General features: G+C 73.0%; 1 protein-coding gene (running past both ends of the window). It reads right to left on the reverse strand.

This entire window lies inside a single protein-coding gene on the reverse strand: locus tag QSK37_RS42735, encoding a scabin-related ADP-ribosyltransferase. The 76530-nt coding sequence extends 42352 nt beyond the window's left edge and 10071 nt beyond its right edge, so the window shows coding positions 10072-34178, spanning codon 3358 (complete) through codon 11393 (partial); reading right to left, the first codon wholly in view occupies nt 24105-24107. Both codon boundaries (start and stop) fall beyond the window edges.

Genomic DNA, 24107 nt, shown 5'->3' on the forward strand with positions numbered 1-24107 from the left:
TCCCGGGTGAGGTACTCCGGCAGCACCATCCGGTCGAAGGGCAGCCTCGGATGCGAGAGCTTCTGCTTGAAGGCCGTGTTGAACTGCTCGCGGACCGACAGGGAGGTGATCGGCGTCGCGCCCTCCCCGTGCCGTTCGACCAGGGCGACGACCAGCGGCGCGCGTCGTATCGGCAGCCCGGCGGGCGTCTCGGGGACCTCGTCGTACCAGCGCATCAGGGCCAGCGCGACCACGTTCCCGCTCAGCCGGCGGTCGCCGGCGCGCCACTCCTGGAGCAGCTCGGCCAGCCGTTCGTTCGTCAGCGTGCCCCGGCCCTCGGTGTACGCGAGCAGGTCCGACGGCATCACCGGGGTCTCGAACGGGTCGAACGGGTCGCCGAGGTGCTGCCCGAACGCGTTGTCGAAGTTCGTCCGGACCGTCGGGTCCATGATCTGGGCCTCGCCCGTACGGTGCAGCCGCGCGAGGCTGCGGGCGAACGTCGCCGGGCGGACCCGCACCTCGGGGGTCTCCTCATGACGTCGGATGAGAACGCGCGCCATCAGGTCGTCGCTCAGCGGGAGCCGGCCGCTCTGCCAGCCGTTCAGCACCTCGGTCAGCCGCTGGTTCGTGAGCCGGGCGCCGCCCTCCGCGTACGCCTTGACGTCCGCCGGCGGGGCGGGCGGCGCGGGCGGGGTGTCCGGGACGGTGGCGTGGGCGAGCCCGGTGCCGAAGGCGGCGTTGAACTCGTGCCGCAGCCGGCCGTTCAGGATCGGGGCCACGCCGTCGCCGTGCAGGCGGGCCAGGGTGCGCACCGCCCGCGCCCGCCAGACCTGGAGCTCCTTCGATGGCGCCGGCCGGTCCCGGAACGAGCGCAGCAGCACGCGCGCCACCACGTCTCCGCGCATCCGCAGGTCGCCGTCCAGCCACTGCCGCAGCACCGTGGCGACCTGCTGCTCCGACAGCGGGCGGCGGCCCCGGGTGTACGCGGTGACGTGGGCGGGCGGCCGGGACCACGTGGACGGCTCGTGGGCCGCGCCGAGGTCGTGGCCGAAGACCCGGTTGAAGTCGGCGAGGACCTGGTCGTCCTGGATGCGGGCCGCGCCCAGGCGGTGCCGGCGGGCCAGCGTCTGGGCGAACTTGGCGGTGCGCACCTGGTGTGTCAGGTCCCCCTGCCAGCGCGTCAGCACACTGGCGGCGAGGTTCCCGCTCAGCTTGAGGCTGCCGGTCTGCACGCGGCGGAACATGTCCCGCAGGTAGCGGTCGGACAGCGGCAGGTGCCCCTGGGCGTAGAGCGCGAGCGCCTCGGTCTCGGGCAGCGCGAACGCCATCAGCCGCGGGGTCATGCGCTCCGTGTGGTGCTGCCGGCCGGTGGGCAGCAGCTTGGCGTGCTTCTCCAGGCGGCTGCGGACCTCGAAGTTCACCGTGGTGATGAAGGCCAGCTCGCGCTCGAAGCTGAGCTGGAGGCGCTCGTCGCCGCCGACGCGCCCGCTGGAGCGCGAAAGGTTGTGCTGCCAGTGCCGGTTGAGGTCGTTCTCGCCGGTCAACGAGGCGTTCCCCACCTCGCCGCCCCCGGCGAGGTCGAGCTGGTCCCAGGTCAGGCCGTGGGAGCCGGTGTCGGTGATCTTGGACTCGGCCAGCCCCAGCTTGATCAGGCCCAGGACGGCCGGGTCGTCGGAGATGCCGGCGAACGTGATGTCGCCGAGCGTGCCCCGGATGTCCATCGCGCCGAGCCGGTCGCGGAGGATACCCGACTCGAACGGGCGGTCCGTGGTGTACTCGCCCTTCAGGATCTCCTTCATGTGCGCGCGCATCTCGATGTTGCCCGCGAAGGTGTTCCGGTCGGCCGCGGCCGACCCGGCCGGGTCGGTCAGCCGGCCGAGCGCCTGCACCGCCTCGCGGGCGCCCGTGGTGTCCAGGAAGAAGACGACGCCCTGGTCGAGCACGCTCGCCGGGATGGGGCCCTTCAGCGTGTCGCCGATGTCGGTGCCGAGCGGCAGCACGTACAGCTCGGCGGTGCCGCCCTTGACCTCGATCGGCGCCGGATCGCGCCGGCCCTGGCGGACCCGGCCCTGCCGCCCCGAGTGCTGGAACTTCAGGTGGACCGTGTAGTCGTTGGTGACGCGGGCCACCCGGACGCGTTCGCCGGTCTCCCGCAGGTCGGGCATGTTGGTGAGGTAGTTCAGCGCGTCCGTGGCGCCGACGCTCCGCTGGTACTCGATGCCCATGACGGCGGCCTTGAGCGCCTGGAACAGCCCCCGCGCCTTGAACCCGACGGAGATCTTCCGCGAGTGGCTGAAGGCCATCCCGGCGCTGTCCATGCCCATCGCCAGGTTGACCGTGTGGAAGTTCTTCGTCGTGCGCAGGAAGACCGGCGGGCGCTCGGCGTCCGGCCTCCCCTTGATCGTGATCTCGACGGTGTCGGTGTCCCAGTCGATGCCCACGCCGCCCCGCCGCTTGCGGAGCGTGAAGGTCATGCCGTCCTGCTGGGTCTCGTCATAGTGGGAGTCCAGGCCGCGACTGGAGACCATCTTGTCGAACAGCCCGAGGTTGTCGACCTGGCTGTCGGTCTTGTTGCCGTGGGCGTACCAGGTGTAGTCGGCGAAGGGGTCGTCGTCGTCCTTCGGCAGGAAGCCCTCGCGGCGCAGGATGGGTGAGATCGCGTCCCGGATCCGCTGGACGGTCTCCGGGGACACCATCACCAGGCCGGTGCCGACGCCCTTGCCCTCGTTGACCCACTGCGGGAACCGCCGCTTCAGCGGGTCGCTCTCCGGCCGGTCGGAGCTGCGGACGGCGTCGTCGACGAACGGGACGGTGGTCTCGCCCTTCTTGGGCGCCTGCTTCAGCGCCGAGCGGTCGATGGGGAAGCCGTACTCGAAGGCCGTCCGCTCCGGCATCCGGACCAGCGCGTGCCCCCGTACGGGCCTGGTCGTCCGCGCCGCCCGCGTCTTGGTGCCGCCGCGCACGCTCACGGTGGCGCGGTGGGAGAACCAGACCCGGTACGCGGAGGTCTGCGTGACGTCACGCGGCACGAGGACGTTCAGGCCGGTCCGCGCCCCGGAGATCGTGTTGGTGTTCGTGGAGGTGTAGGTCAGCCCGCCCGAGAAGCCGAGACCGACATCCGGGTTGCCGGGGATCGGCGCCAGGTCGAACTCCACGTACGGCAGGGTCAGGCTGCTCGTGTTGGTGATCGTGTGGCTGCCGCTGATGCCGTCGATGGCGGTCCGGACGTTCTCGATGTGCGACTTGTCGCTGGTCGTGCCGACGCGCCGTACGTCGGCCAGGCGCTCGGACCGGATGGTGATCTTCGCGACCGGCCGCCCGAACCGGTTGTGCAGGTCGAAGTGGTAGCCGGACTTGTTGTTCACGGCCGCGTCCAGATGCATGTTCAGGTTCCACAGCTTCTGGAGCAGCTCGCGGCGCGTCAGGCTGCCGAGCGGTAGCCTCATCCCGCTTGTGCGGAGCGACGCGACGATCTCGTCGAACAGCCGGGGCAGGTTCGTCATCCCGGAGGCGAAGTAGTACGCCGGGATCTCCTTGTCCCGTACGCGCGGTCCGGTCGCGGTGACCTGGTCGGGCGCCTTGTCCAGGTAGTGGTCGGGGATCCACAGCAGCAGCCGCTCGTCGGTCTCGTCGACGGCGAGCTTGTGGACCGGCGTCTTGGTCCAGCTCTGGTCCGGATCGGTCCGTACCTTGAACGACCAGCGCGCGGTGTAGGCGATCAGCTTCGACTCGGACCGGTTGTCCTCGACGTGGCCGCCTTCGGCGTCGGTGATGAGGGTGCTGGAGCGGTTCGACTGGTTGGCGGTCCCGGTCAGCGTGGCGCCGATCTTGACCATCTGCAGCACGAAGGGCGTCGCGCCGATGCCGAAGGTCAGCGCCAGCGCGCCGCGCGTCGCGCCCGTCTGCCCGGACTGGGTCTGGGTGTGCGCGCCGGTCGCGAACACCGAGTTGATCGTGCCGGTGGCCTTGTGGTCGCCCTCGACCAGCGGCAGGTCCGACGCCGCCATCGTGGAGCCCGCCGGGTTGGTCAGCGTGTGCGGGTCCTGGGGGTCGAGGCTGAACAGCAGCTCGGCGTCGCCGATCGGCACCTGCAGGCCCCGCGTGCCGGTGTCGGAGTCGGTGCCGATCAGGTACGGGTAGTTCGACAGCAGCCGGTGCGGGAGCAGGTTGAACTGGCTCTCGGTGTAGTGCGCGCCGGCCTGGTCCAGCTCCTGCCGGACCAGCTTCATCAGCTCGTCCATCTGCGGCAGGCCCGTGCGCGGCACGCCGATCGAGCGGATCATCGGGTCCAGGTCGGCCGGCGTCATCACCGGCAGCGTGCCGGTCTCCGGGGGCTGCGGCGGCTCCTCCGGCTCGGGCGGGCCCTCCGGCTCCAGCTTCTTGGGCGTCGGGTCCGGCACCTTGATCGTCGGCTCGGTCTCCGGGGCGGGCCGCCCTTCCTCCTGGGAGGACCTCTCCTGTTCTCCGGCGAACAGCCCCGGCGAGAACGGCTTGGTCTCCTCCCCGAGGGCGAAGAGCTGGAACCACTCCTCCTGCTCCAGTCGGTCGCCGGGCTCGCCGTCCGGGCGGCGCGGCACCAGGTCGCCGGTCTTCTCGTCCAGCTTCGCCTCGTACCGGGAGGCGATGACCGGCTCGTTCGTGACGTCCGACAGCTCCCTGGCCATCGTCGTGCCGTCCTTCATCAGCAGGAACGGCGACAGACCCGGGGCCTTCTGCATGATCGCCAACGCCACCGCGACGACCGGAACCTCCTGGCCGTCGTGCACGATCCGGCCGTCCTCCATGCTGCCGAAGACGAAGACCGTGTCGTCGAGGCGGAGCTTCGCGAGCCGGGCGAGCGTCTTGGCCTCGAACTCCGGCACACCCGGCAGCCGGATCGCGACGACGCCGCCCTCGTGCGTCTCCGCCGTGGTCTGGTCGATCACTTCGTCGATCGGCATGACCGGCGGGCCGCCGGGCTTCGGGGTGATCTGAGGCGCCTTCTCGGCGAACGAGTCCCCGATGGAGCCGTACGCCGGGAGTTCCTCGCCCTCGGTGACGGGACCGAGGTCGTCGGGTTCGAACTCCTCGAGGACGGACTCGCCCTCCTCGGGGCCGTAGGAGCCGGCTTCGTAGGCGGGCGGGCGCTCGGTCTCGACCTCCGGCAGCGGCTCTGGCTCGGTCTGGAGCGCGGTCGGGGGTTCGGTCTGGTTCTCGGTCGGGAGCTCGACGGTCTCGACAGACCGCTCCTCGTCGGCGAACCGCACCCGCTTCGGCGTCGCCCGGCGAGGCGGGGGCGGCAGAGGAGCGTCCGCGACCAGGCCGCGCGCGAACCTCTCGCCCGCCACCGAGCCGGACCGGGCGATCTCGGCGGCGACGAGCAGCCGCCACTCACGCGGCGCCCGCCCGCGGGCCGGCCCGCTCGACGGATGGGTGATCGCCGTCCGGATGATGTGGTCGGTCTCCTCCAGGAGCTGCCCCACGCGGCCCTCGGAGAGCAGGTCCAGCGTCTGCCGGGCCCGTTCGGGGTCGTGCCGGGCGGCGTTCGCGAGACCGCGCACGAGCCGCGTCGCGGCGCGCGGCCGGAGCGCGCGGGGGATGCCGAGGACGTCGGCGGCGAGCCGCCGGGCCGCCGCGTGCCCGGCCCAGGGGATCTCCGCGGCGATCAACAGCATGGTCGCGGTCAGCAGCCGGGACTGCCCGCGCAGGGCGGTCTGGGACGGGAACGCCCCGGCCAGCTCCTGGACGATCAGCCGGGCCTCGTTGAGCAGCTGCGCGTGGCGCTGCTCGGAGTCCTTCCGGATCGCCGTCAGCGTGGAGCGTGCGACGTCGATCCGGTTCTGGTCGGCGAAGACACGCACGTCCGGCTGGAACGGAACCGTCAGCGTGTCCAGGCGCGGCGCCATGCGGCGTGCGAGCGCCTCACCGGCGGCCCGGCCGGAGTCGGCGATCTCGGCCGCGACCAGCGTCCTGAGCCGCGCCTCCGGCGTGACGTGCTCCCCGTCCCCCTCGGCCGGCCGGGGAAGCCCGATCAGGTCGCCGACCACCGCGTCGGCCTCGTCCAGGACCTGGGCGCGACGGTCGTCCGGCAGCCCGTCCAGGCGTGTCCGGGCGCGGTCGACCGCGGCGTCCGGCCCGAGCCGCAGCACCGGCGCGGCCGGAGCCGGACCGCGCACCGCCGGATCCCGCGCCAACCGCCGCGCCAGGGACTCACCCGCCGCGCGCCCCGCCACCGCCGACTCCGCCGCCACCAGCACCCGCGCCCGCCCCAACGGCGAACCCAGCAGCCCACCCGGCTCCTGCGAAGGCACCCGACCGACCAGTTCCCCCAGCAGCACATCCGCCTGCGCCAGCGCCTCGGCGCGGCGATCCTCCGGCAGCTCGTCCAGCCGCGCCTGAGCCCGGCCGATCATGTCCTCCGGATGGAGTCGCAGCACCGGCGCGGCCGGAGCCGGACCCCGCACCGCCGGATCCCGCGCCAACCGCCGCGCCAGGGACTCGCCCGCCGCGCGCCCCGCCACCGCCGACTCCGCCGCCACCAGCACCCGCGCCCGCCCCAACGGCGAACCCAGCAGCCCACCCGGCTCCTGCGAAGGCACCCGACCGACCAGATCCCCCAGCAGCACATCCGCCTGCGCCAACGCCTCGGCGCGCCGATCCTCCGGCAGGCCGTCCAGCCGCGCCTGCGCCCGCCCGACCGCCGCCTCCGGTCCGAGCCGCAGCACCGGCAGTGACCGCGCGCTGGCCGGGTCCCGTACCGCCGGGTCACGCGCCAGCCACTCCGCCTCCCGGTACCCGGCCGCCCGGCCCGAGCGGGCGATCTCGGCGGCCACCAGCACCCGCGCCCGGCCCAGCGGCGTGTTCATCAGCCCGCCCGGCTCCTGCGAGGGCGCCCGCCCGGTGATGTGGCGCAGGAGGATGTCCGCGTCGCGCATCGCCTGGGTACGGCGCTCCTCCGGCAGCGCGTCCAGCTCGGTACGGGCCCGGCGCAGCGCGTCCGCCGGCCGGGGCCGCACGCGAGGCGCCGGAGCGGGCGGCGCCGTTTCGGGAGGCGCGGTCTCGGGTGCCGCGGTTTCGGAAGGCGCGATGCCGTCCTCGTCCGCACCGTGCGGCTCGGTGACGGACGTCGTGTCCTCCGGCTGCCGGACCGGCTCGGTGACCGACGGCTCGGTGACCGGTGGCTCGGTGAGCGGCCGCTCGACGGCGGGCGTGTGGTCGCCGGGCTCGACGGCCGGTTCGGCGAGGAGGGACTCGGCCGGCCGGGACGTGTCGGTGGGCGGCTCCGTACGGGTCTCGGCGGGAGTGGCGCCGTCGGTGTGCCGTACGGGCTGTTCGAGCAGTGTCGTGCTGCCGCTGCCGGAACGGTTCTGGAGCGTCCCCCCGGACCGGCGGTCGCCTCCACCCGTCCCCGTCGTCGTCTCGGTGACGTCGCGCAGGAAGGTGATCTTGGGCGGGGTCTGCGCCCGGACCGGCTTGACCGCCGGATTCCCGAGCGCCAGACGTTTCGCCCTGGCCGTCGCGCGGTCCTCGTTGCTCAGCCCAGGGATGCCCTGGCCTCGCCCGTCACCGGCGCCGAGCGCCTGCCCGTTCCCGTCGAACGGATGGGTGACCTTCGCCGGTCGCTCGGGGGTCGGCGGGTCGTGGATGGTCATCGGGTCGCTGCCGGTGCCCATGCCCGGCCGTACGCTCGGCGCCTCTCCCTCGGGCAGGTCGTGGATGGTCATGGGGTCGCCGCCGGTACCGACGCCCGGACGCCGCGCCGGGCCCTCGGACTCCCCCTCGGGCAGGTCGTGGATGGTCATCGGCTCGCCGCCGAAGCCCTTGCCGGTGCGCCGCGCCACCGCGGGCGGCACCCGGAACCCGTTCGTGCTGTTCGCGCCGTTCGCCAGAATGCGCTGGCCGTTCTCCGACCAGCGCCACGCGATGCGCGCGGCCGTGGCGGCGGCCGGGTCCGCCAGTGGGAGGTGGACCGCCGGCTCGCCCTCCGCCCAGGTGGGTTTCAGGTAGATGCCCGACTCACCGGCGGCGACCGTGTACGGCACGGTCTCGAGGTCCGGCGACTCCAGCAGGGCCAGCAGCTCGTCGGCGTTGGCCACCTGGCCGATCCAGCCGCTGTCGCCGCGTAGGAACGCGCCGGTCGGGGTGTGCACGAAGTCGTCGCCGAACCGCACCCAGCCGTCGGCGGACAGGAACCGGCCGTCCGGGAGGCTGATCAGCCCCGTCTCGCTGACCTGGTAGCGCAGCGGCGCGGAGCGCCCCGCGGACGTACGCGTGTAGGTGTGCCAGCGCTCGGCGGCCTTGCCGGTGTACGTCGGGACCTCGCTGGCGGACCGGAGGGAGAGGCCGCCGTGGCGGGGTTCCCCGACGGTCAGCTCGTAGCCGATCGGCCGGTTCGCCTCGATCGGGTCGATCCCGGTGTCACGCGACCCGCCGCGCAGCCCACCGCCCCGCAGCCGCAGCGGCTCGGGCTGTCCGTGCAGGAGGGCGGCGGCGATCTGATGGACGGTGTAGCCGCCGTTGAAGAGCGCATGGAGGTTGTCGCTGATCACGGGGTGGAAACCGTGCCGCAGGAGCAGGTCCGGCAACAACACGTAGAGGTTGAGCCGGCCGTTTCCGTCGGCGTACGGGTGCAGGACGTGCAGGGTGCGGACCGTCCGGCTGATCGCGATCAGCCGATCGAGATCCGTGGTCGCCGAGGAGATCTCCGCGCGGTACCGGTCGAAGACCTCGTTGACCAGGGCCGGTGTCTCGGCGGAGTCGTAGAGCGTGTAGATGTACGTCCGACCGGTGAGGTGGCGCTGGTAGACGGTCAGGGCATCGACGTCCTCACCCGCGTCGATCCTCGCCCGGACCTCGTCGTAGGAGGCCATGAGCGGCCGGCCGCCGATGACCTCGTCGTACATGTCCGGCGCGGGCCGGACGGCGCTCAGGGGGAAGCGCCCCATGCTGGTGCCGACGCCGTTGAGCTGGAACTCCCCCCGCACTCCTCCCGTGACCAGGGCGTGCAGGTCGTTGTAGGTGTTCCAGTCGAGGTGAAGCGGGACTTCGCGGTTGAAGACCTCGTTGAACGTGCGATACATCGCCGCCCGGTAGCCGGGCGACCGATCATTGTCATAGAGAGACCCGGGATCCGATGGGTGCAGGGCGAGTGCCTCGGCGTGATGCCGCGCTTCGATGACGTACTTCCATACGTCGTCCGCCGCCACGACGTCGACGAACCGGAGCGGGGGACGCGGCGGCCTCGACCGGACCGCGGACGGATAGCGGGCCGCCAGTTCGGCGACGGGGTCGGTGAGAGGCGAGCGTGCGGCGGTTCGGCGGCCCGGTGTGCCGCTCTCGGCGGCGTACCGGTGTCCGGGGTCCGGAGGGTCGATGACGATTTCCGGCAACCCGCTGGCCAGACGCCTCGAAGGAGCGCCGTGGCGTGTGCTCCGGGACACCGGGAAGGGATCGTCGCCTTCACCGGTGGTCAGGTCCCACTGCCGCAGAGTCCGGTCCTCGTCCGGCACCGTACGGACCTCGCCGACCTCGAACGCCTGCGGCGTGAGGTAGTACAGCCCGTCCTGCCCGGTCTCCTCGGCGAACGCGCCCGGGTCCCGTACGCGGGCGGTCGTGTGGAACACCTCGAACCAGCCGGGGCCGTCGCCCTCATCGGTCTGCGCCAGCGCCTCCTCCGCCGATCCCCACGTGTGCAGGATGTGCGGTACGGCCAGGGCTTCTCCCCGTACGGGCGAGGACAGCGTCTCCTCCTCGCCCGGACGCCAGACCGCCCACCACACCTCCCGGCGCACCTCGGGCAGCCGCTCGATCGCCCGGCGGGCCATCTCCCGGTGGACGATGAACGTCGCGTCCTGGTCCGGGTCGGACTCGTCGTTCTCCCGCGTGGCCTCCAGCTCCGTGTCCCGGATGTCCCGCAGGATCATCAGGGCCGTGGCGTCTCTCGGCGTCAGGCCCTGCTCGGCGGCGGCGCGAAGCTGGTCCTCGCTCAGGGTGGTGTCCAGGAGCCGGTCGTAGCCGCGCAGGTGGGGCGGGGTCAGCGCGTCGTCCGGCCCGCGCTCACCGGGGGGCGCCAGCGACCGGTCGATCCAGTCGTACATGCCGGCCGCTTCGTCGCCGAAGACCGTGTGCGGCGTCTCATCGGCGAGCCCGGCCTCGTGCCAGGCGAGAAGGCTGTCGTACGCCCGCTGCCCCACGTGCTCGCCCGTGGCGAGCACCGCCCGGAGGAACGCCCGCCCGTCACTCCCGGATGACAGTTCCCGGTAGGCCGCGAAGAGCGTTCCGGCGCGGTCGGAGGGCAGGGCGGAGGCGAGGTACCCGCCGATCGTCCGGACCCGTTCGCGCCACTCGTCGTCGCGCGCGCCGTCGTCGCGGGTCGCGACGCCCGTCAGGGTGTTCCAGTGCCGGACCCCGTTCTCGGCCGCCGCCATCGTGGCGAACAGGTCCCACTCCGAGCCGTCCGTGAGGAGGCGGTCCAGCTCCGCCGCCGCGCCGTCCCGGCGGCCGCCGGTGAGGACCGCGGCGGCGGCGTCCTCGTCCATCAGGGTGGAGAGCCGCCCGTGCACAAGCCGCGCGAAGTCGCGGGCGGCGCCCCACGTGGCCGGGTCCGCGGCCAGCGCCCGGGCCAGCGCGGACTCGTACGAGTCGACGAGCCGGGGCCAGTCGGGGCCGTAGACGACGCGGAACGCGGACGGCCGGACCGACCCGGGCGCCTCGGGCGGCGGTGCCAGGCTCCGCAGCTCGGCTCCCGCCGCCTCGACGCTCGCGAGATCCTCGGGGGGCGGCGTGAGCAGGCGCTCGGCGCGGGAGCGCAGCGTGTGCATCGTGTCGGCGAGGACCGCCCGGTGGGCCTGCGCGCTCTCCGCGCTGACCTGCGACTCGCCGTACGCGCGGATCTCCGCCACGGTCATGCCGTCGTGCAGCCCGGGCAGGGCGGTCATCGTGGTCGCGTCGTTCAGCCGTACCTTCGGCGCCCCGGCGACCAGGCCGGAACGCAGGAAGTCCGCGACGGTCCAGCGGAGGTCCTGCACCCGGTACGCGAGCGGCCCCGCCGCAGGCCGGCCCTGCCGGTCCCGGAACCGCTGGTCGGCGTCCGGTATCCGGTCCAGGAACGAGCGCTCGAACATCCCCAGGAACGCGTCGGCGTCGGCGCGCAGGAAGTCCTGCACGTCCTTCGGCAGGGCTGCCAGCAGCACGTCCGGGTCGAGGCGTTCGAGCAGGGCCGCGTTGGACTTGTCCCAGCCGCCGCGGAGCCGGCCGTTGGCCAGCATCGCCCCCTCGACGTACAGCACGGCGGCGTGGTGGCGGAGCTCCTGCACCGCGCGGTCGGGCAGGTCGAGGTAGCGGTTCGCGACCGCCGGGTCCGCCGGGACGTACCCGAGGAAACGCCGGCCGATGTAGCGCGCCGTGACCCGGTCGGCGAAGTTCAGCGCGTCGCCCAGGTGGTCCTTGGTGAAGTACCCGAAGCTCTGGTCGCGCCAGGTGTGTTCGAGCACGTGCGCGAAGAGCGCGTGCCCGACGACCGGGTGGAAGTCGATGTTGAGGTGGTCGTGCGACCCGGCCGGCGCGCCGACCGGCCGTGGCCCGGCGGACCAGCCCCGCCCGAGTTCGGTGAGCGACCAGCCCTCCGGCAGGACGCTTTCGAGCGGGACCTCGGCGGTCAGGCCGTCGAGCGTGGCCCCGAAGCTCCGCTCCACCTCGTGCCCGTGGTCGGGGTCGGCGTGACCCGTCTCGTCCTCGAAGACGCGCAGGATCCCGAACGTGGCCTCGATGACCGCGATCGTCCGCTGCTCGCCCGTGCCGCCGGCCCGGATCGCCTCGTCCCGGTCGACGTACAGGCGGCCGTTCGGGCCGAGGGGGGCGTCCTTGGTCTCGATGGCCAGCCAGGCGCCGTCCGGACCGGTCGCCAGCGCCTTCCCTCGTACGACGGTGAGGTTCGGCGGCGGGTTCGGGTGCGACAGGGTGGCCCAGTACTCCTTCTCCGCAGCCATGCCTCCGCCGCGGACCCGCGGCGCGGATTCGGTGCCGGGCAACCGGGGCGCGCCGTGCGCCGACGAGAGCGCGTTCGGGTCCGGCGCCGAGAGCGAGAGCGGCGAGGGCGGGTCCAGCTCGGCCGCGTCGTCGGCCGTCAGCCCCTCAGGCCCGGAGACCGGGGACGGGTCCGGCGACTGGCCGCCGGTCATCGCCCGGTGCGGCGGCACCAGGTCGGCGAGCACGGCCGGGTCGCCGGTCAGGTCGCGCGGGGCGAAGGTCGTGTCGATCCAGTCGTACAGGTCGGCGGCCTCGCCGTCGAAGATCTCCTCGGGCACCGGGTGGGCGGGATCGTCGCCGAACCCGGTGAACCGCCACGCGGCGAGGGTCTCGTACAAGGTCCCCGAGGTGGCGAGCGCCGCGCGCAGCAACGAGGCGCGGTCGTCCGGCCCGAGGTCGAGGTAGCGGAAGACCCGGAACAGGAACTCCAGCTGCTCGGACCTGCGACGCCCGGGCCGGTAACCGCGGTCGATCATCTCGTCGATCCAGCGCTCCTCGCGGAGCGGCGGGCGCTGGATCAGGTCCCAGCCGAGCCGGTCGCGGTTGGAACCAACGGCCGAGCGGAACGCGGACATGAGGTCGGCGAGGTTCCATCCGGCGTCGTCGTCGATCCGCTGCTCCCACTCCGCGTCGGACAGCTTCCCGAGCGGGTCCAGGTGACTCCGGATGGCCGACTTGTCGGGGGTGGCGACGTTGAGCAGGCGGTCCAGCTTGCGCAGGGCCCGGCGGACGGGGCCGACCAGGCGCGGGTCGCCGGCCAGCGCGGCGGTCAGCGCGCTCTGGTAGCGGCTGACCAGGCGGTCCCAGCTGAGCTCGGCGTACGCCGCGGCGTGCCGGACCCGCCCGCCGTCGGCGAGCAACCGCTCGAACGAGCGCAACCCCTGGTAGGCGTCGTTCTCCGTCTGGGTCCGATTGAACGGGCTGCCGTCGAGCAGGCCCTCCTTCACCGACCCGAAGTACTCCTCCATGAGCTGCACGATCTTCGGGTCGTGCGCGCGGAGCTCCTCCGCGGTGTGGAGGCGCTCCAGCTTGGTGATCACGTCGACGCCGGCGTTCACCTCGAAGAAGACGGCGACCGCCTGCGCGAAGTACTCGTAGGCGTTGCGAGAGGAGTAGTTCTGCCGGTCCGGCCGCTTCGGGTCGAACAGGTCACCGTCGGGCCACTTGCCCGTCCCAGACGTTTTCCGCTCGTCGTAGTACTTCTGGACCCGATCCCAATCTCTGTCGGACAGCCCGTGTTCGTGCAAGAGATGCGCGAACTCGTGCACCACGACGCTGAAGCCGTTTGTGGGGTCGTCGGCGATGAGCGACCTCTCGCCGGTGATGTCCTCCTCGGGCGTCACGGCGACCGTGCCGTCCATCAGCCCCAGGTGGGTCTCAGCGATCCTGCCGCTGATCAGGTGACCGGCCTCTCCCGACCAGGGCGCCCGGACGGTCAGGCTCTCCCCCCTCGGGATGATCACCAGCCGGGCGCCGCGGTCGAGCATCCGCATGGCCGCGTCCGGCGCGAATTTCAGCATCCGGGTCATGACCTTCACGGCCACCTCCCGGATCACCGCCGCCTGCTCGGCCTCCGGCGGCACCTGGAGCATTAGCCGCGCCGCCGCTTCCGCGAACTCCGGGCTGCTGTCCTTCAGCCGGTCGGACAGCCGGAGCACGAACTCCCGGCTCGAGGCCAGCGTCTCCCGCTGCGGCTGCGACAGTGTGTTCAGCTCGTTCGCCCGCTCCTCCGGCGTGAGATCCGCGAGCCGGTTCGCCTCGTCCACGAACGACGCCGGCCAGTCCGGCACCGTCGGGAACCGGTACTGCGGGTTCGCGTGCGTCGACCCCGGCGGGCCGGTCGGCGGAGTCCGCTGCGCCGGTGCGTTGGCGGTCGGCGCGAGCGCTCTGCCGTCGGAGCGCAGGCGCGACGCGTCGGCCGTCGAATCGTCCAGCGGGATGTGGACCGCCTCGGTGGCACCCTCGGTCCGCGTCAGGTAAATGCCGGAGGAGTCCGCGACCAGCGTGTACGGCGCGGCCTCGGTCTCCGGCAGGGCCAGCAGGGCCCGCAGCTCGTCGGCGTTGGCGACCTGGCCGATCCAGCCGCTGTCGCCGCGCAGGAACGCGCCGCTCGGCACGTGCACGAAGTCGTCGCCGAACCGCACCCAGCCCTCGGGGGACAGCAGGCGTCCGTCCGGGAGCCGGATCGTGCCCGAGTCGCCGACCTCGTACCGCAGCGGTTCCGAGGTCGACGCGAGCGAGCGCTGGAAGGAGTGCCACCGCTCGGCGCCCTTGCCGGTGTGCACCGGCACCTCGCCGGCCGGGCGCGTCGTCAGCCCGCCGGACCGGGGCTCGCCGACCGTCAGCTCGTGGCCGATCGGCCAGTGCGCCACCAGCGGATCGATCCCGGTGTCCCGCGACCCGCCGAGCAGACCGCCCTGCTCGCGGTGCGGCGGGAGCAGGTCGGCCAGCACCGCCGGGTCGCTCGTCAGGTCACGCGGCCGGAACGTCGCGTCGACCCAGTCGTACAGGTCGGCCGCCTCGCCGTCGAGGATCTCCTCGGGCACCTCGTGCGCGGGGTCGTCGCCGAGCCCGACGTACCGCCACGCGGCGAGGGTGTCGTACAGGGAGCCGCCGGTGGCCAGCGCCGCGCGCAGGAACAGCGCGCGGTCCTGCGGCCCGAACCCGAAGTAGTGGAAGACCCGGAACACGAACTCCGTCCGGTCGGACAGACGACGGCCGGGCCGGTAGCCGCGGTCGATCATCTCGTCGACCCAGCGGTTCTCGTACAGCGGGAAGGGACGCTTGATCATGTCCCAGCCGAGCAGGTCACGGTTGTTGTTGACGGCCGAGCGGAACGCGGTCATGACGGTGGCGAGCGTCCAGCCGGCGTCGTCGTCGAGCCGCTGCCGGTACTCGGCGTCGGAGAGCTGCTGACCCGGGGCCACGAAGCTGCGGACCGGAGACTTGCCGGGCGCGCTGACCGAGAGCCTGCGATCCAGCTCGCGGAGGGCCCGGCGGACGGGGGCGATCAGACGGGTGTCGTTCCCGAGCGCGGTGCTCAGCGCGTTCTGGTAGTGGCGGATCGCGATGTCCCACTTGGGCTCCGCGTACTTCGCGGCGTGCCGGACCACGCCGCCGTCCGCGAGGTACCGCTCGAACGACCGGAGCGTCGTGAAGCCCGCGTTGTCGAGCTGGGTCCGCGTCAGCGGGCTGCCCTCGAGCCGGTCCCCGGCCTTCCCGAAGTACTTCTCCATCAGCGTCACGATCGTCGGATCGTGCGCGCGCAGTTCCTCGGCGGTGTGGAGGCGCTCCAGCCCGGTGGTCGGGTCCTTGCCCGGGTTGATCTCGAAGAAGGCGGACACCGCCTGCGCGAAGTACTCGTAGACGTTGAAGGAGGAGTAGTTCTGCCGGTGCGGCCGCTTCGGGTCGAACAGGTCGCCGTCGGGCCACTTGCCCGTCCCGGAGTGCTTCCGCTGGTCGAAGTGGGCCTGGAGCAGGTCCCGGTCGGCGTCGGTCAGCCCGTAGACGTGCATGAGATGGGCGAACTCGTGCGCCACGACGTTGCTGCCGCCGGGGTGGTCGGTGTTGAACAGCGCCGGCTCACCGGTGAGGCTCTCCTCCGCGGCCGAGGCGACCGTGCCGTACTGCGCGCCCCGCTGGACCTCCATGGGCGAGCGGTGCATCAGCACGCCGGCGTCCGTCGTCCAGGGTTCGCGTTGGATGATGCTCTCACCGCGCGGGGTGATCAGCAGCCGCGCGCCCCCGTCGAGCATCCGCACCGCCGTGTCCGGCGAGTTCCGCAGCATCCGGGTCATGGTCCGGATGGCCAGGTCCCGGCTCGTCCCCGCCTCGTCGACCTCCGGCGGCACCTGGAGCATCAGCCGGGCCGCCGCCTCCGCGAACTCCTCGTTCTGGTTGCTCAGCCCGTCCTTCAGGCGGAGCACGAAGTCCTGGTTCGAGGCGAGCGTCTCCCGCTCCGGCTGGGTGAAGGCCTCCAGCGTGTTCCGGCGCTCCTGCGGCGTCATGCCCGCGAGCCGGTCGGCCTCGTCCTGGAACGACGCCGGCCAGCCCGACACGGTCGGCAGCCGGTAATTCGGGTTCGCGGGCGTCGACCCCGGCGGCCCGGCGTGAATCTTCGGCTGCTGCGTCGACCCGCCACCCGCGGTCGGAGCGCCCAGGGCGCCTTCGTGACCGCCGCCCACGGCCCAGGCCGGCGCCCGGGAGACGACCGTGAGGTCGGGCCCGAACTCCTCCAGCAGTTCCTCGATCGTGGTGAGCTGCAACGCGCCGGGTGCCTCGGCGCCGGCGTTCGCCTCTCGTTGCGCCGCCAGGTACTGGGAGTGGCTGAGCACCTGCTGACGGCCGAACGCGTCAAGCGTCCCCGTCGCGAGGGCCACATGGTGCGCGTCACCGAACGACACCCAGTGCCCGCGCGGAACCACCGGCCCGACCCTCCCGTCGGCGCCCAGCATGTGCCGGGTGGTGGCGCCCGAGCCGACCAGCTCCATGATCGTGCTGGTGTGGGCCTCGTACGCCTGACCGATCGCGTCCTCCTCGGAGAACCCGGAGGCCATGGCCCGGTCGAACGTCCGGACGGCCGCGTCGGTCGCGGCGTCGTGCACGCCGACCAGCCACTCCTTGTTCACGGCGCCGGCCTGGTGGGCGAGGAGGAGGATCACCTGCCAGCAGTTCATCGACCCGGATGTCGTCGGCTCCGGCCCGGTGCCACGGATCCAGCGGGCGAAGTCGTTGGGCAGCCCGAACATGCCGGTCTCCGACAGGCGGAACCCGTCGTCGGCGTCCGGCCCGGAGTTGCCCCACCACTCGTAGGAGCCGACGGAGTCCTGCCCGAGCCGCACCACCTCATCCACCGGATCGCGGAAGTCGTGCGACGGCGCCATGCCCATCATCGCCGAGCTCGTCTGCGGCCGGCCGTCCTGCCGCGGCTCCGCCATGGCGCCGAAGCCGTTCGGACCGTCCACGTACACCGGCGCGGGGTGGCGGGACGGGTCGGTGGGCCGCCACTCGGCGACCTGGTCCGCCGGCCGCAGGACCGTACCGTCGGGCAGGTACGTCGTCCAGGGCGACGTCCGGCCGTCCGGGCGGACCGGCAGGTGGAGCAGCGCCGGCCCGCCGTCGGCCCCCGGCCCGGGCGCGAACAGCGCGGTGTGGATGCGGATGCCGTGCTCCTGGGCCAGGGACCGCAGGGTCGCCGCCGCCTGCTCGGAGTACTCGGCGCCGGCCAGCATGAGCAGGTCGGTGACCCCGGCCTCGGCCAGCTCCGGCACGGAGCCGGCCGCGAAGAGCTCCGGTGCGCCGACCATGTCGTGGTGGCCCGCGAAGACGAATGTGGTCTCCGGGTCGGCCAGCGGCACGGGGAAGCGCGCCGTGGCCAGGGCGCCGGTCGCCGGGTCCCGGCGCCACGCCACGACTTCTTCGGGAACCTGCTTGAACAGCGGTTCCCACCGCCGCCAATCCGCGTCACGGAAGTACCCGACGCCGTAGGGGGCCTCGTGGCCGGAGCGGTAGATCTCTTGGGGCAGGACGGTCCGCGAGGACCGGACGATGCCGCTGTCCGGGAGGACCGACAGCTCGACATGGCGCGCGCCTGTGGCCGGGTCGGTGACGGTACGGACCGCGCCGACGCCGTACGTTCCGTCCTCGGGCACGAAGGACAGCGTGCCGTGGCCGGACGCCGGCCCGAACCTGCCGGTGGATCTGACCTCCCCGTCGAAGTCGGCCACCACGACCCAGCCCGGCTCCGCGCCCGGTTCGACGCTCGCCATGGCCTCCTCGGCCGAACCCCAGAGGCGCCGCCCCGCGGACAGCGGAATCCGCGTGCCCGCCGCCGTGCCGGGCAGCGCGTGCGGCTCGCCCGGCTGCCACCATGCCGTCCAGACCCGGGCCGTCACCTCGGGAAGGCGAGCGAGACCCCGGTACGCGAACCGCCGTTGCAGATCGGCCAGCGGGTCCGCGCCCTCCGGCGGCAGGTCGTGCAGCGCCAGCAGGGCGGCGGCCTCCTGGGGCATGAGGCCGATCTCCTCCGCGGCGGCCGTGGCGTCCGCGGAGAGAGACCACGAGACCAGGCGGTCGTACACGTCACGGTGCGGCGGCGTCAGCCGGGCCAGCCACAGCGGGTCGGTCACTCCCCTGCGGAGCGCGAACGTACGGCCGACCCACTCGTACAGCTCGAACGCCTCGCTGCTCAGCGCCTGCCGCGCCGTGTCCCGGCCGAACCCGGCGCGATGCCAGGCCTGCACGATGTCGTACAGCGGCTGCCCCAGCGGGACCCGCCACGCGATCATCGCGGCGAGAAGGCCCCGGCCGCTCTCCTCCGGGTTCGCCAGCCACCGATAGTGGGCGAATATCCGCTCCACGTCGGCGGCCGGCTGCTCGGCCAGGCGATAACCCCGTGCCTCCATCCGCGTGCGCCACCAGGCGCTGCGCGGCCCGGGGTCGTGGAAGCCGATCCGGTTCGTCCACGTCTGGGGCAGCCTGCGGGCCGCGCCTTCGAGGGTCCGCATCAGCGCGGCCAGGTCCATGTTCCCGGGGTCGGCCGAGTGCGGGCTCCGGGGCAGCCGGCGGACCGCGGCGCGGGCGGCGGACAGCGTGGCCTCGCGCTGTCCCAGCACGCTCGCGGCGGCCTGCTCGTACTGGGCCCGCTCGTCCGGGAGCTTTCCGGCGTACAGCAGGCCGAAGCGCGGGGGCGGGCCGGGCGGAAGGGGCTCGCCGGGCGGATCCAGGGCTCGCAGCTCCGCGAGATCGTGGTCGAGGCGCGCCACATCCTCGGGGGTGGGGTGATGGAGCCGCTCGGCCGTGGAGTAGAGCTCGACCGCCTTGCCCGTGAGCGCCTTGTGCAGTTCCCGCGACTTCTCCGCGTTCACCTGCGGCTGCCCGAAGACACGTCCCTCGAGCACGTCCTTGCCGAGTGTGCCGCCGGCGGTGTCACGCTCCGTCAGGACGGTGCTGGCGGCGAAGTCGTCCAGGTGGACATCCAGATCGCCGGTCAGCCCGGCGACCAGGTAGTTCTTGACGCCCAGCTCGTCCGGTACGTCGAGGATCGACTTTCCGTCCGCGGGCGGCGTTTTCCCGGCCGCGGCGGCGCGTTGCCGGTAGTCCGGAACACGAGCCAGGTACGACCGTTCGAAGGCCGCCAGGAACGCCGCCTGGTCCTCGCTCAGGAAGGAGCGTGCCCGCTCCGGCAGGTCGCGGAACGCCGACCCCGGGTCGCGACGTACGAGGACGGCGGCGTTGGACTTCGTGTTGCCCGGCTGGAAGTCGCCGGTGAGGCGCATCGCCCCGACGATGTACAGCTGCGCGGCATGGAACCGGATCTCCTGCACCGCGAGGTCGCCGAGATCCAGCCACGGGTACAGCGCGCGGACGTCGTCCGCGATGCGTCCCAGGTACTCCTGGGACAGGAAACGCGCCGCGACGAAGTCGGCGAAGTCCAGCGCGTCGGCCAGGTGATCCTTGGTGAAGTAGCCGTGGCTCTGGTCCCGCCAGGTGCGCTCCAAAAAGTACTTCAGGTACGGGTGGCCCACGGCGGGCACCACGCCGACGTTGATGTGGTCGTGCGAGCCCGCCGGCGCGCCGACCGGCCGGGGCCCGATCAGCCAGCCCTGGCCCTCCTCCGTCACGGTCCAGCCGCGCGGCAGGATGCCGTCGAGGGAGTGCGTGGCCGGCCCGCCGTGCTCGCCGGGAATCGTGTCCAGCACGATCTCCAGCGCCTGCTCGGCTTTGAACGACTCGTCCGGGTCGGCGTACTCGAGCTCCTCCGGAAGGTCCCGCAGTACCCCGAAGATCGGTTCGGGCACCAGGATGACCTGCCTCGTCGCCCTCCCACCGGCCTCGACGGCCTCCGCTTCGGAGATGAAGTAACGCCCGTCCGGCGTCTGGAAGACGTTCTTGTGCTCCACGGTCAGCTCGGCACCGTCCGGGCCCACGGCCAGCACGATGTCGTCCATGCTGTAGAGCGACACGCCTTCGGGAGGCTTGAGGACGGACCAGTACTCCTTCTCCTTGCCCGACCCTCCGCCGCGCAGGCGCATCGGATCGAGCCGCGCGACGAGCTCTCGCGCCAGGTCGGACAAGGGGGCACGCTGCTCCGTCACACCGGCCCAGAACTCTTCGAACGCGTCGGCGATCTCCTCGCTCTCCCGGTCCTCGCCGACGATCAGGGACCCGATCCGGTCGAGCTCATCGGCGTCCACGCGGATGGCCCGCGTGGCGAGATCACCGGACGCGCCGGTCGGCGCCGCACCGTTCTCGGCCAGGTACTCGGTCGCGAGCCGCGTCAGGAGGTCATGCAGGTCGCGGACGGTCTCCGGCGCCATGGACGTCTCGGTCGGCCGGGCCACCGACACTCGCACGCCGCGCAGCCGCAGCGTCTCGGCGACCGCCGGGTCGGCGCCGAGCACCATCGCCAGGATCCCCGTCAGCCGCAGGATATCCAGGTCCGGCTGCGCCGGTGTGTCGACCAAGGAGCCGACGAACTCCTGCCCGCGCCGCATCTCCTCGTCTACCAGGTCGCCGGCCTCGTGCGGCGGCGTCATCGACCGTGGCGTCGTGCTCAGCTCCGCAGAGGTGACCGGCTCCGGCGCCTCGGCCGGGTCGGTCCGCGAGACGCGCTGTTCCGGCGTCTCCGTCGCGAGGTCGGGGACGGGCCGCGTGAGCCGAGGCGGCGGCGCCCAGGGCCCGACGGCCGGGTCGCCGATGTCTCGGACGGGACTGAGCGGCGACTCGTCGTGCTCTCCCAGGCCGGGCGGTGTCAGCCCGGCGAGCACGTCCCGGTCGACGGTACGGTCGCGTAGAGCGAACTCACGGTCGATCCAGGCGTACAGGTCGGTCGCCTCGCCGGCCAGGATCTCGGCGGGCACCGTGAAGCCGAGGTCACCGTGGGACTCGGCCCAGCGCCACGCCCGCACCGTGTCGAACAGCGGCCGGGACATCGCCGCGCCCCAGGCCATCGCCGCCTGGAAGAACAGCCGGTCCTCCTCCGGCCCGAAGCCCAGTTTCCCGTAGACCCGGAAGATCCACTCGGCCTGGTCGGGCGGCAGGAAGTGCACGTTGTAACCACGGGCGCCGCGCATCTCGGCGAACCACTCGCCATCGCGCGGGGCCCGGACGTGGGGAGCCTCGTCCCACAGCGCGCGCAGCGCCGGGTCGTGGTGGGCGACCGCCCGGCTGAGCGCGGTCATGACGTCGTTCAGACCCCACTCCGAGTCACTGCCGAGCAGCCGCTCCAGCTCCTCCGCCGGATACTCGGAGAAGCCCGCCGCGGCCTCCTCCCGCCCCAGGCGCTCCCCGAGCACGGTGAACAGGCGGCCCGCGACCTCGCGCGCCGTCCGGAGCACCTCCGGGTCCGCGGCCGGCACCCGGCCCACGGCCCGCTCGTACGCCAGACGCGCCAAGACCCAGGAGGCGCGGGCGTACACGTGCCCGTACACGACCGGCAGGACGGGTGCGTCGTCGGCGTCCCGTGACGGTTCCCACCCGGCGAGGAGGTCGTCGGTGCCCTCGCTCGTCCGCTGCGGCCAGCCCGGCGGCCGGTACGGCGCGAGCGACGTCTCCTCGACCGGTTCGACCGTCGTCGGGCGTTGAGCCTCGTCCTCCAAGGTGAGGCGCCGGGACACCTGCTCGAAGTACTCACCCGTGCCCTCGATGGCGTCGCGAGCGGGCGCCGGTCCGGCGTTCTCCCGCAGGTGGGGCGGCGTCAGTTCGGGGAGCAGGCGCGGGTCGTCGGTACGGTCGCGCGGGGTGAACTCCGTGTCGATCCAGGCGTGCAGGTCCGTCGTCTGACCGGCCAGGACCTCGGCGGGCACCGCGAAGCCCTGCTCGCCGAGTCCGGCCGCGTGCCACGCCCGCACCGTGTCGAACAGCGGCCGGGACACCGCCGTGCTCCAGGCCATCGCCGCCTGGAAGAACAGCCGGCTCTCCGCCGGGCCGAAGCCGAGTTCCCCGTACACGCGGAACATCCACTCGGTCTGGTCGAGGGGCAGCGGAGCCGGCTCCTCCCGCATCCCGACCAGAGTCTCGTGGTGGTGATGAACCGCCTGGTGGAAGGCGGTCATGACCTCGTGGACGCCCCACTCCGAGTCGCCGCCGAGCAGGCGTTCCAGCTCCTCCGCCGGATACGTGGAGAAGCCGGCCGCTGCCTCCTCGGGCCCGACGCGCCGGGCGAGGGCGTCGAACAGGCGGTGGGCGGCGTCGCGAGCGGCCCGGATCACCTCGGGGTCCGCCGCCGGCACCCGGCCCACGGCACGCTCGTACACCCCGCCTTCGGAGGCCAGGCTGTAGACGGAGGACAGGAGCGCGTCGACCGGCTCGGCCAGGGGGTCACGGGCGGCCTGCTCCTCGAAGGACAGCCGCCGCAGGAGTTCCTCGTGGTAGACGACGGCCTGATCCGGGCCCTGGCCGGCCGAGGCCGGCTCGGTGGACAGCTCCATGGGGCGGGAGCCGGTCAGGGAGATGCGGACCGCGTCTCCGTCGTCTTCCGGCACGAGATACATGTCCGTCGGCCCACCGACGAGGGTGTACGGCGCGGCCTCCGTCTCTGGTACGGCCAGCAGCCCCCGCAGCTCGTCGGCGTTGGCGACCTGGCCGATCCAGCCGCTGTCGCCCCGGAGGAAGGCGCCCGTCGGCTCGTGGAAGAAGTCGTCGCCGAACCGTCGCCAGCCGTCCGCCGAGAGCATCCGGCCGTCGGGGAGCCGGATCCCGCCCAGCTCACCGACCTGGTAGGTCAGCGGCGTCGAACGCGACTCCAACGTCCGCGAGTAGGTGAACCACCGCTCCGCCGACTTGCCCGCCGGGGGCATCGGCACCTCGTGGGCCGGCACGGTCGTGACGTCCCCGAAACGCCGCTCACCGACGGTCAGCTCCCGGCCGATCGGCCAGTGTGCCGCCAGCGGGTCCACGCCGGTGTCGCGCGACCCTCCGCGCAGACCGCCGCCGTGCAACTCGAGGTGGGCCGGGTCCGGATAGGCCTCCGGGCCCGCGTGCGTCCAGGTCTCGATCGCCTCCGCCGGCCGGAACTCGCCGCCCTCCGGCAGGTACGTCACCCAGGGTGCCGACCGGCCCTGCGCGTCGATCGGCAGGTGGAACACCGCCGGTTCGCCGTCGCCGCCGGGTACCAGCGCCAGCGGGGCGGTGTGGATGCGCAGACCGTGGTCCCGCGCCAGTCGCGCCAGCGTGTGCGATTCCAGTGCGGAGTAACGGACGTCGGCCAGCAGTAGCAGATCGGTGTAGCCCTCCTCCGCCAGCCGCTCCGCGTGCTGGGCGGCGTAGACCGCGGGCGATCCGATCGCGTCGCCGTACCCGCCGTACACCCACGTCCTCGCCGGGTCCGCGAACGGCGTCGTGAACCGCGCCGTGAGCAGTTCCCCGTTCGCGTCCTGGTCCCAGGCGACAACGTCGGTGGCCGCGCGCCGGAACAGCGGCGCCAGCCGCACCCAGTCCTCGGTCCGGAGGAAGAGGGTCCCGTACTGTTCCTCGTCCTCGTCCCGTAGCTGCGCCTCCAGGAGCTCGCCCGCCGCGGTGCCGAGCGTCAGCTCGACCGCCAACGTGTCGGCGGCGGTGCGCACCGCGGTGACGTCGAACGTGCCGCCGTCCACGAGGTAGCGCACCCGGCCCTGACCGCTGGCCGGTCCGAACGCGCCCGCGTCGTGGACGGTGTGGCGCACCCGGGCCAGGACCATCCAGCCCGGTCCCTCGGGCCGGACGTGCGCCACGGCCTCCGCCGGGGACCCCCACACGCGCACGATCGGGGGCAACGTCATGGGCAGTCCCGCCGCCGTCCGGGGGAACGACGCCGGGTCTCCTCGCTGCCACATCGCGGTCCAGGCCCACTGTTCCGCGGCGGGGAGGCGCAGGGCAGCCCGGCGGGCGACGACCCACTGAAGATCGGTCAAGGCGGTGCCGTCGCCCTCGGGCGGCAGGCCGCCGAACGCCAGCAGGGCGGCGGCCTCGCGGCGCGTCAGCCGCATCTGCGCGGCCGCCGGAACCAGGCCCTCGGGCACCCGCGGGTTCACCAGCCGGTCGTACCCGAGGAGGTGCGGCGGCGTCAGCGCCTGGAGGGCCTGCGGGTTCGTCACGCCGGCACGGGGGTTGAGCGTACGGTCGGCCCACTCGTACAGCTCCGA

This window comes from Actinoallomurus iriomotensis (assembly GCF_030269445.1).
Classification (GTDB): domain Bacteria; phylum Actinomycetota; class Actinomycetes; order Streptosporangiales; family Streptosporangiaceae; genus Actinoallomurus; species Actinoallomurus iriomotensis.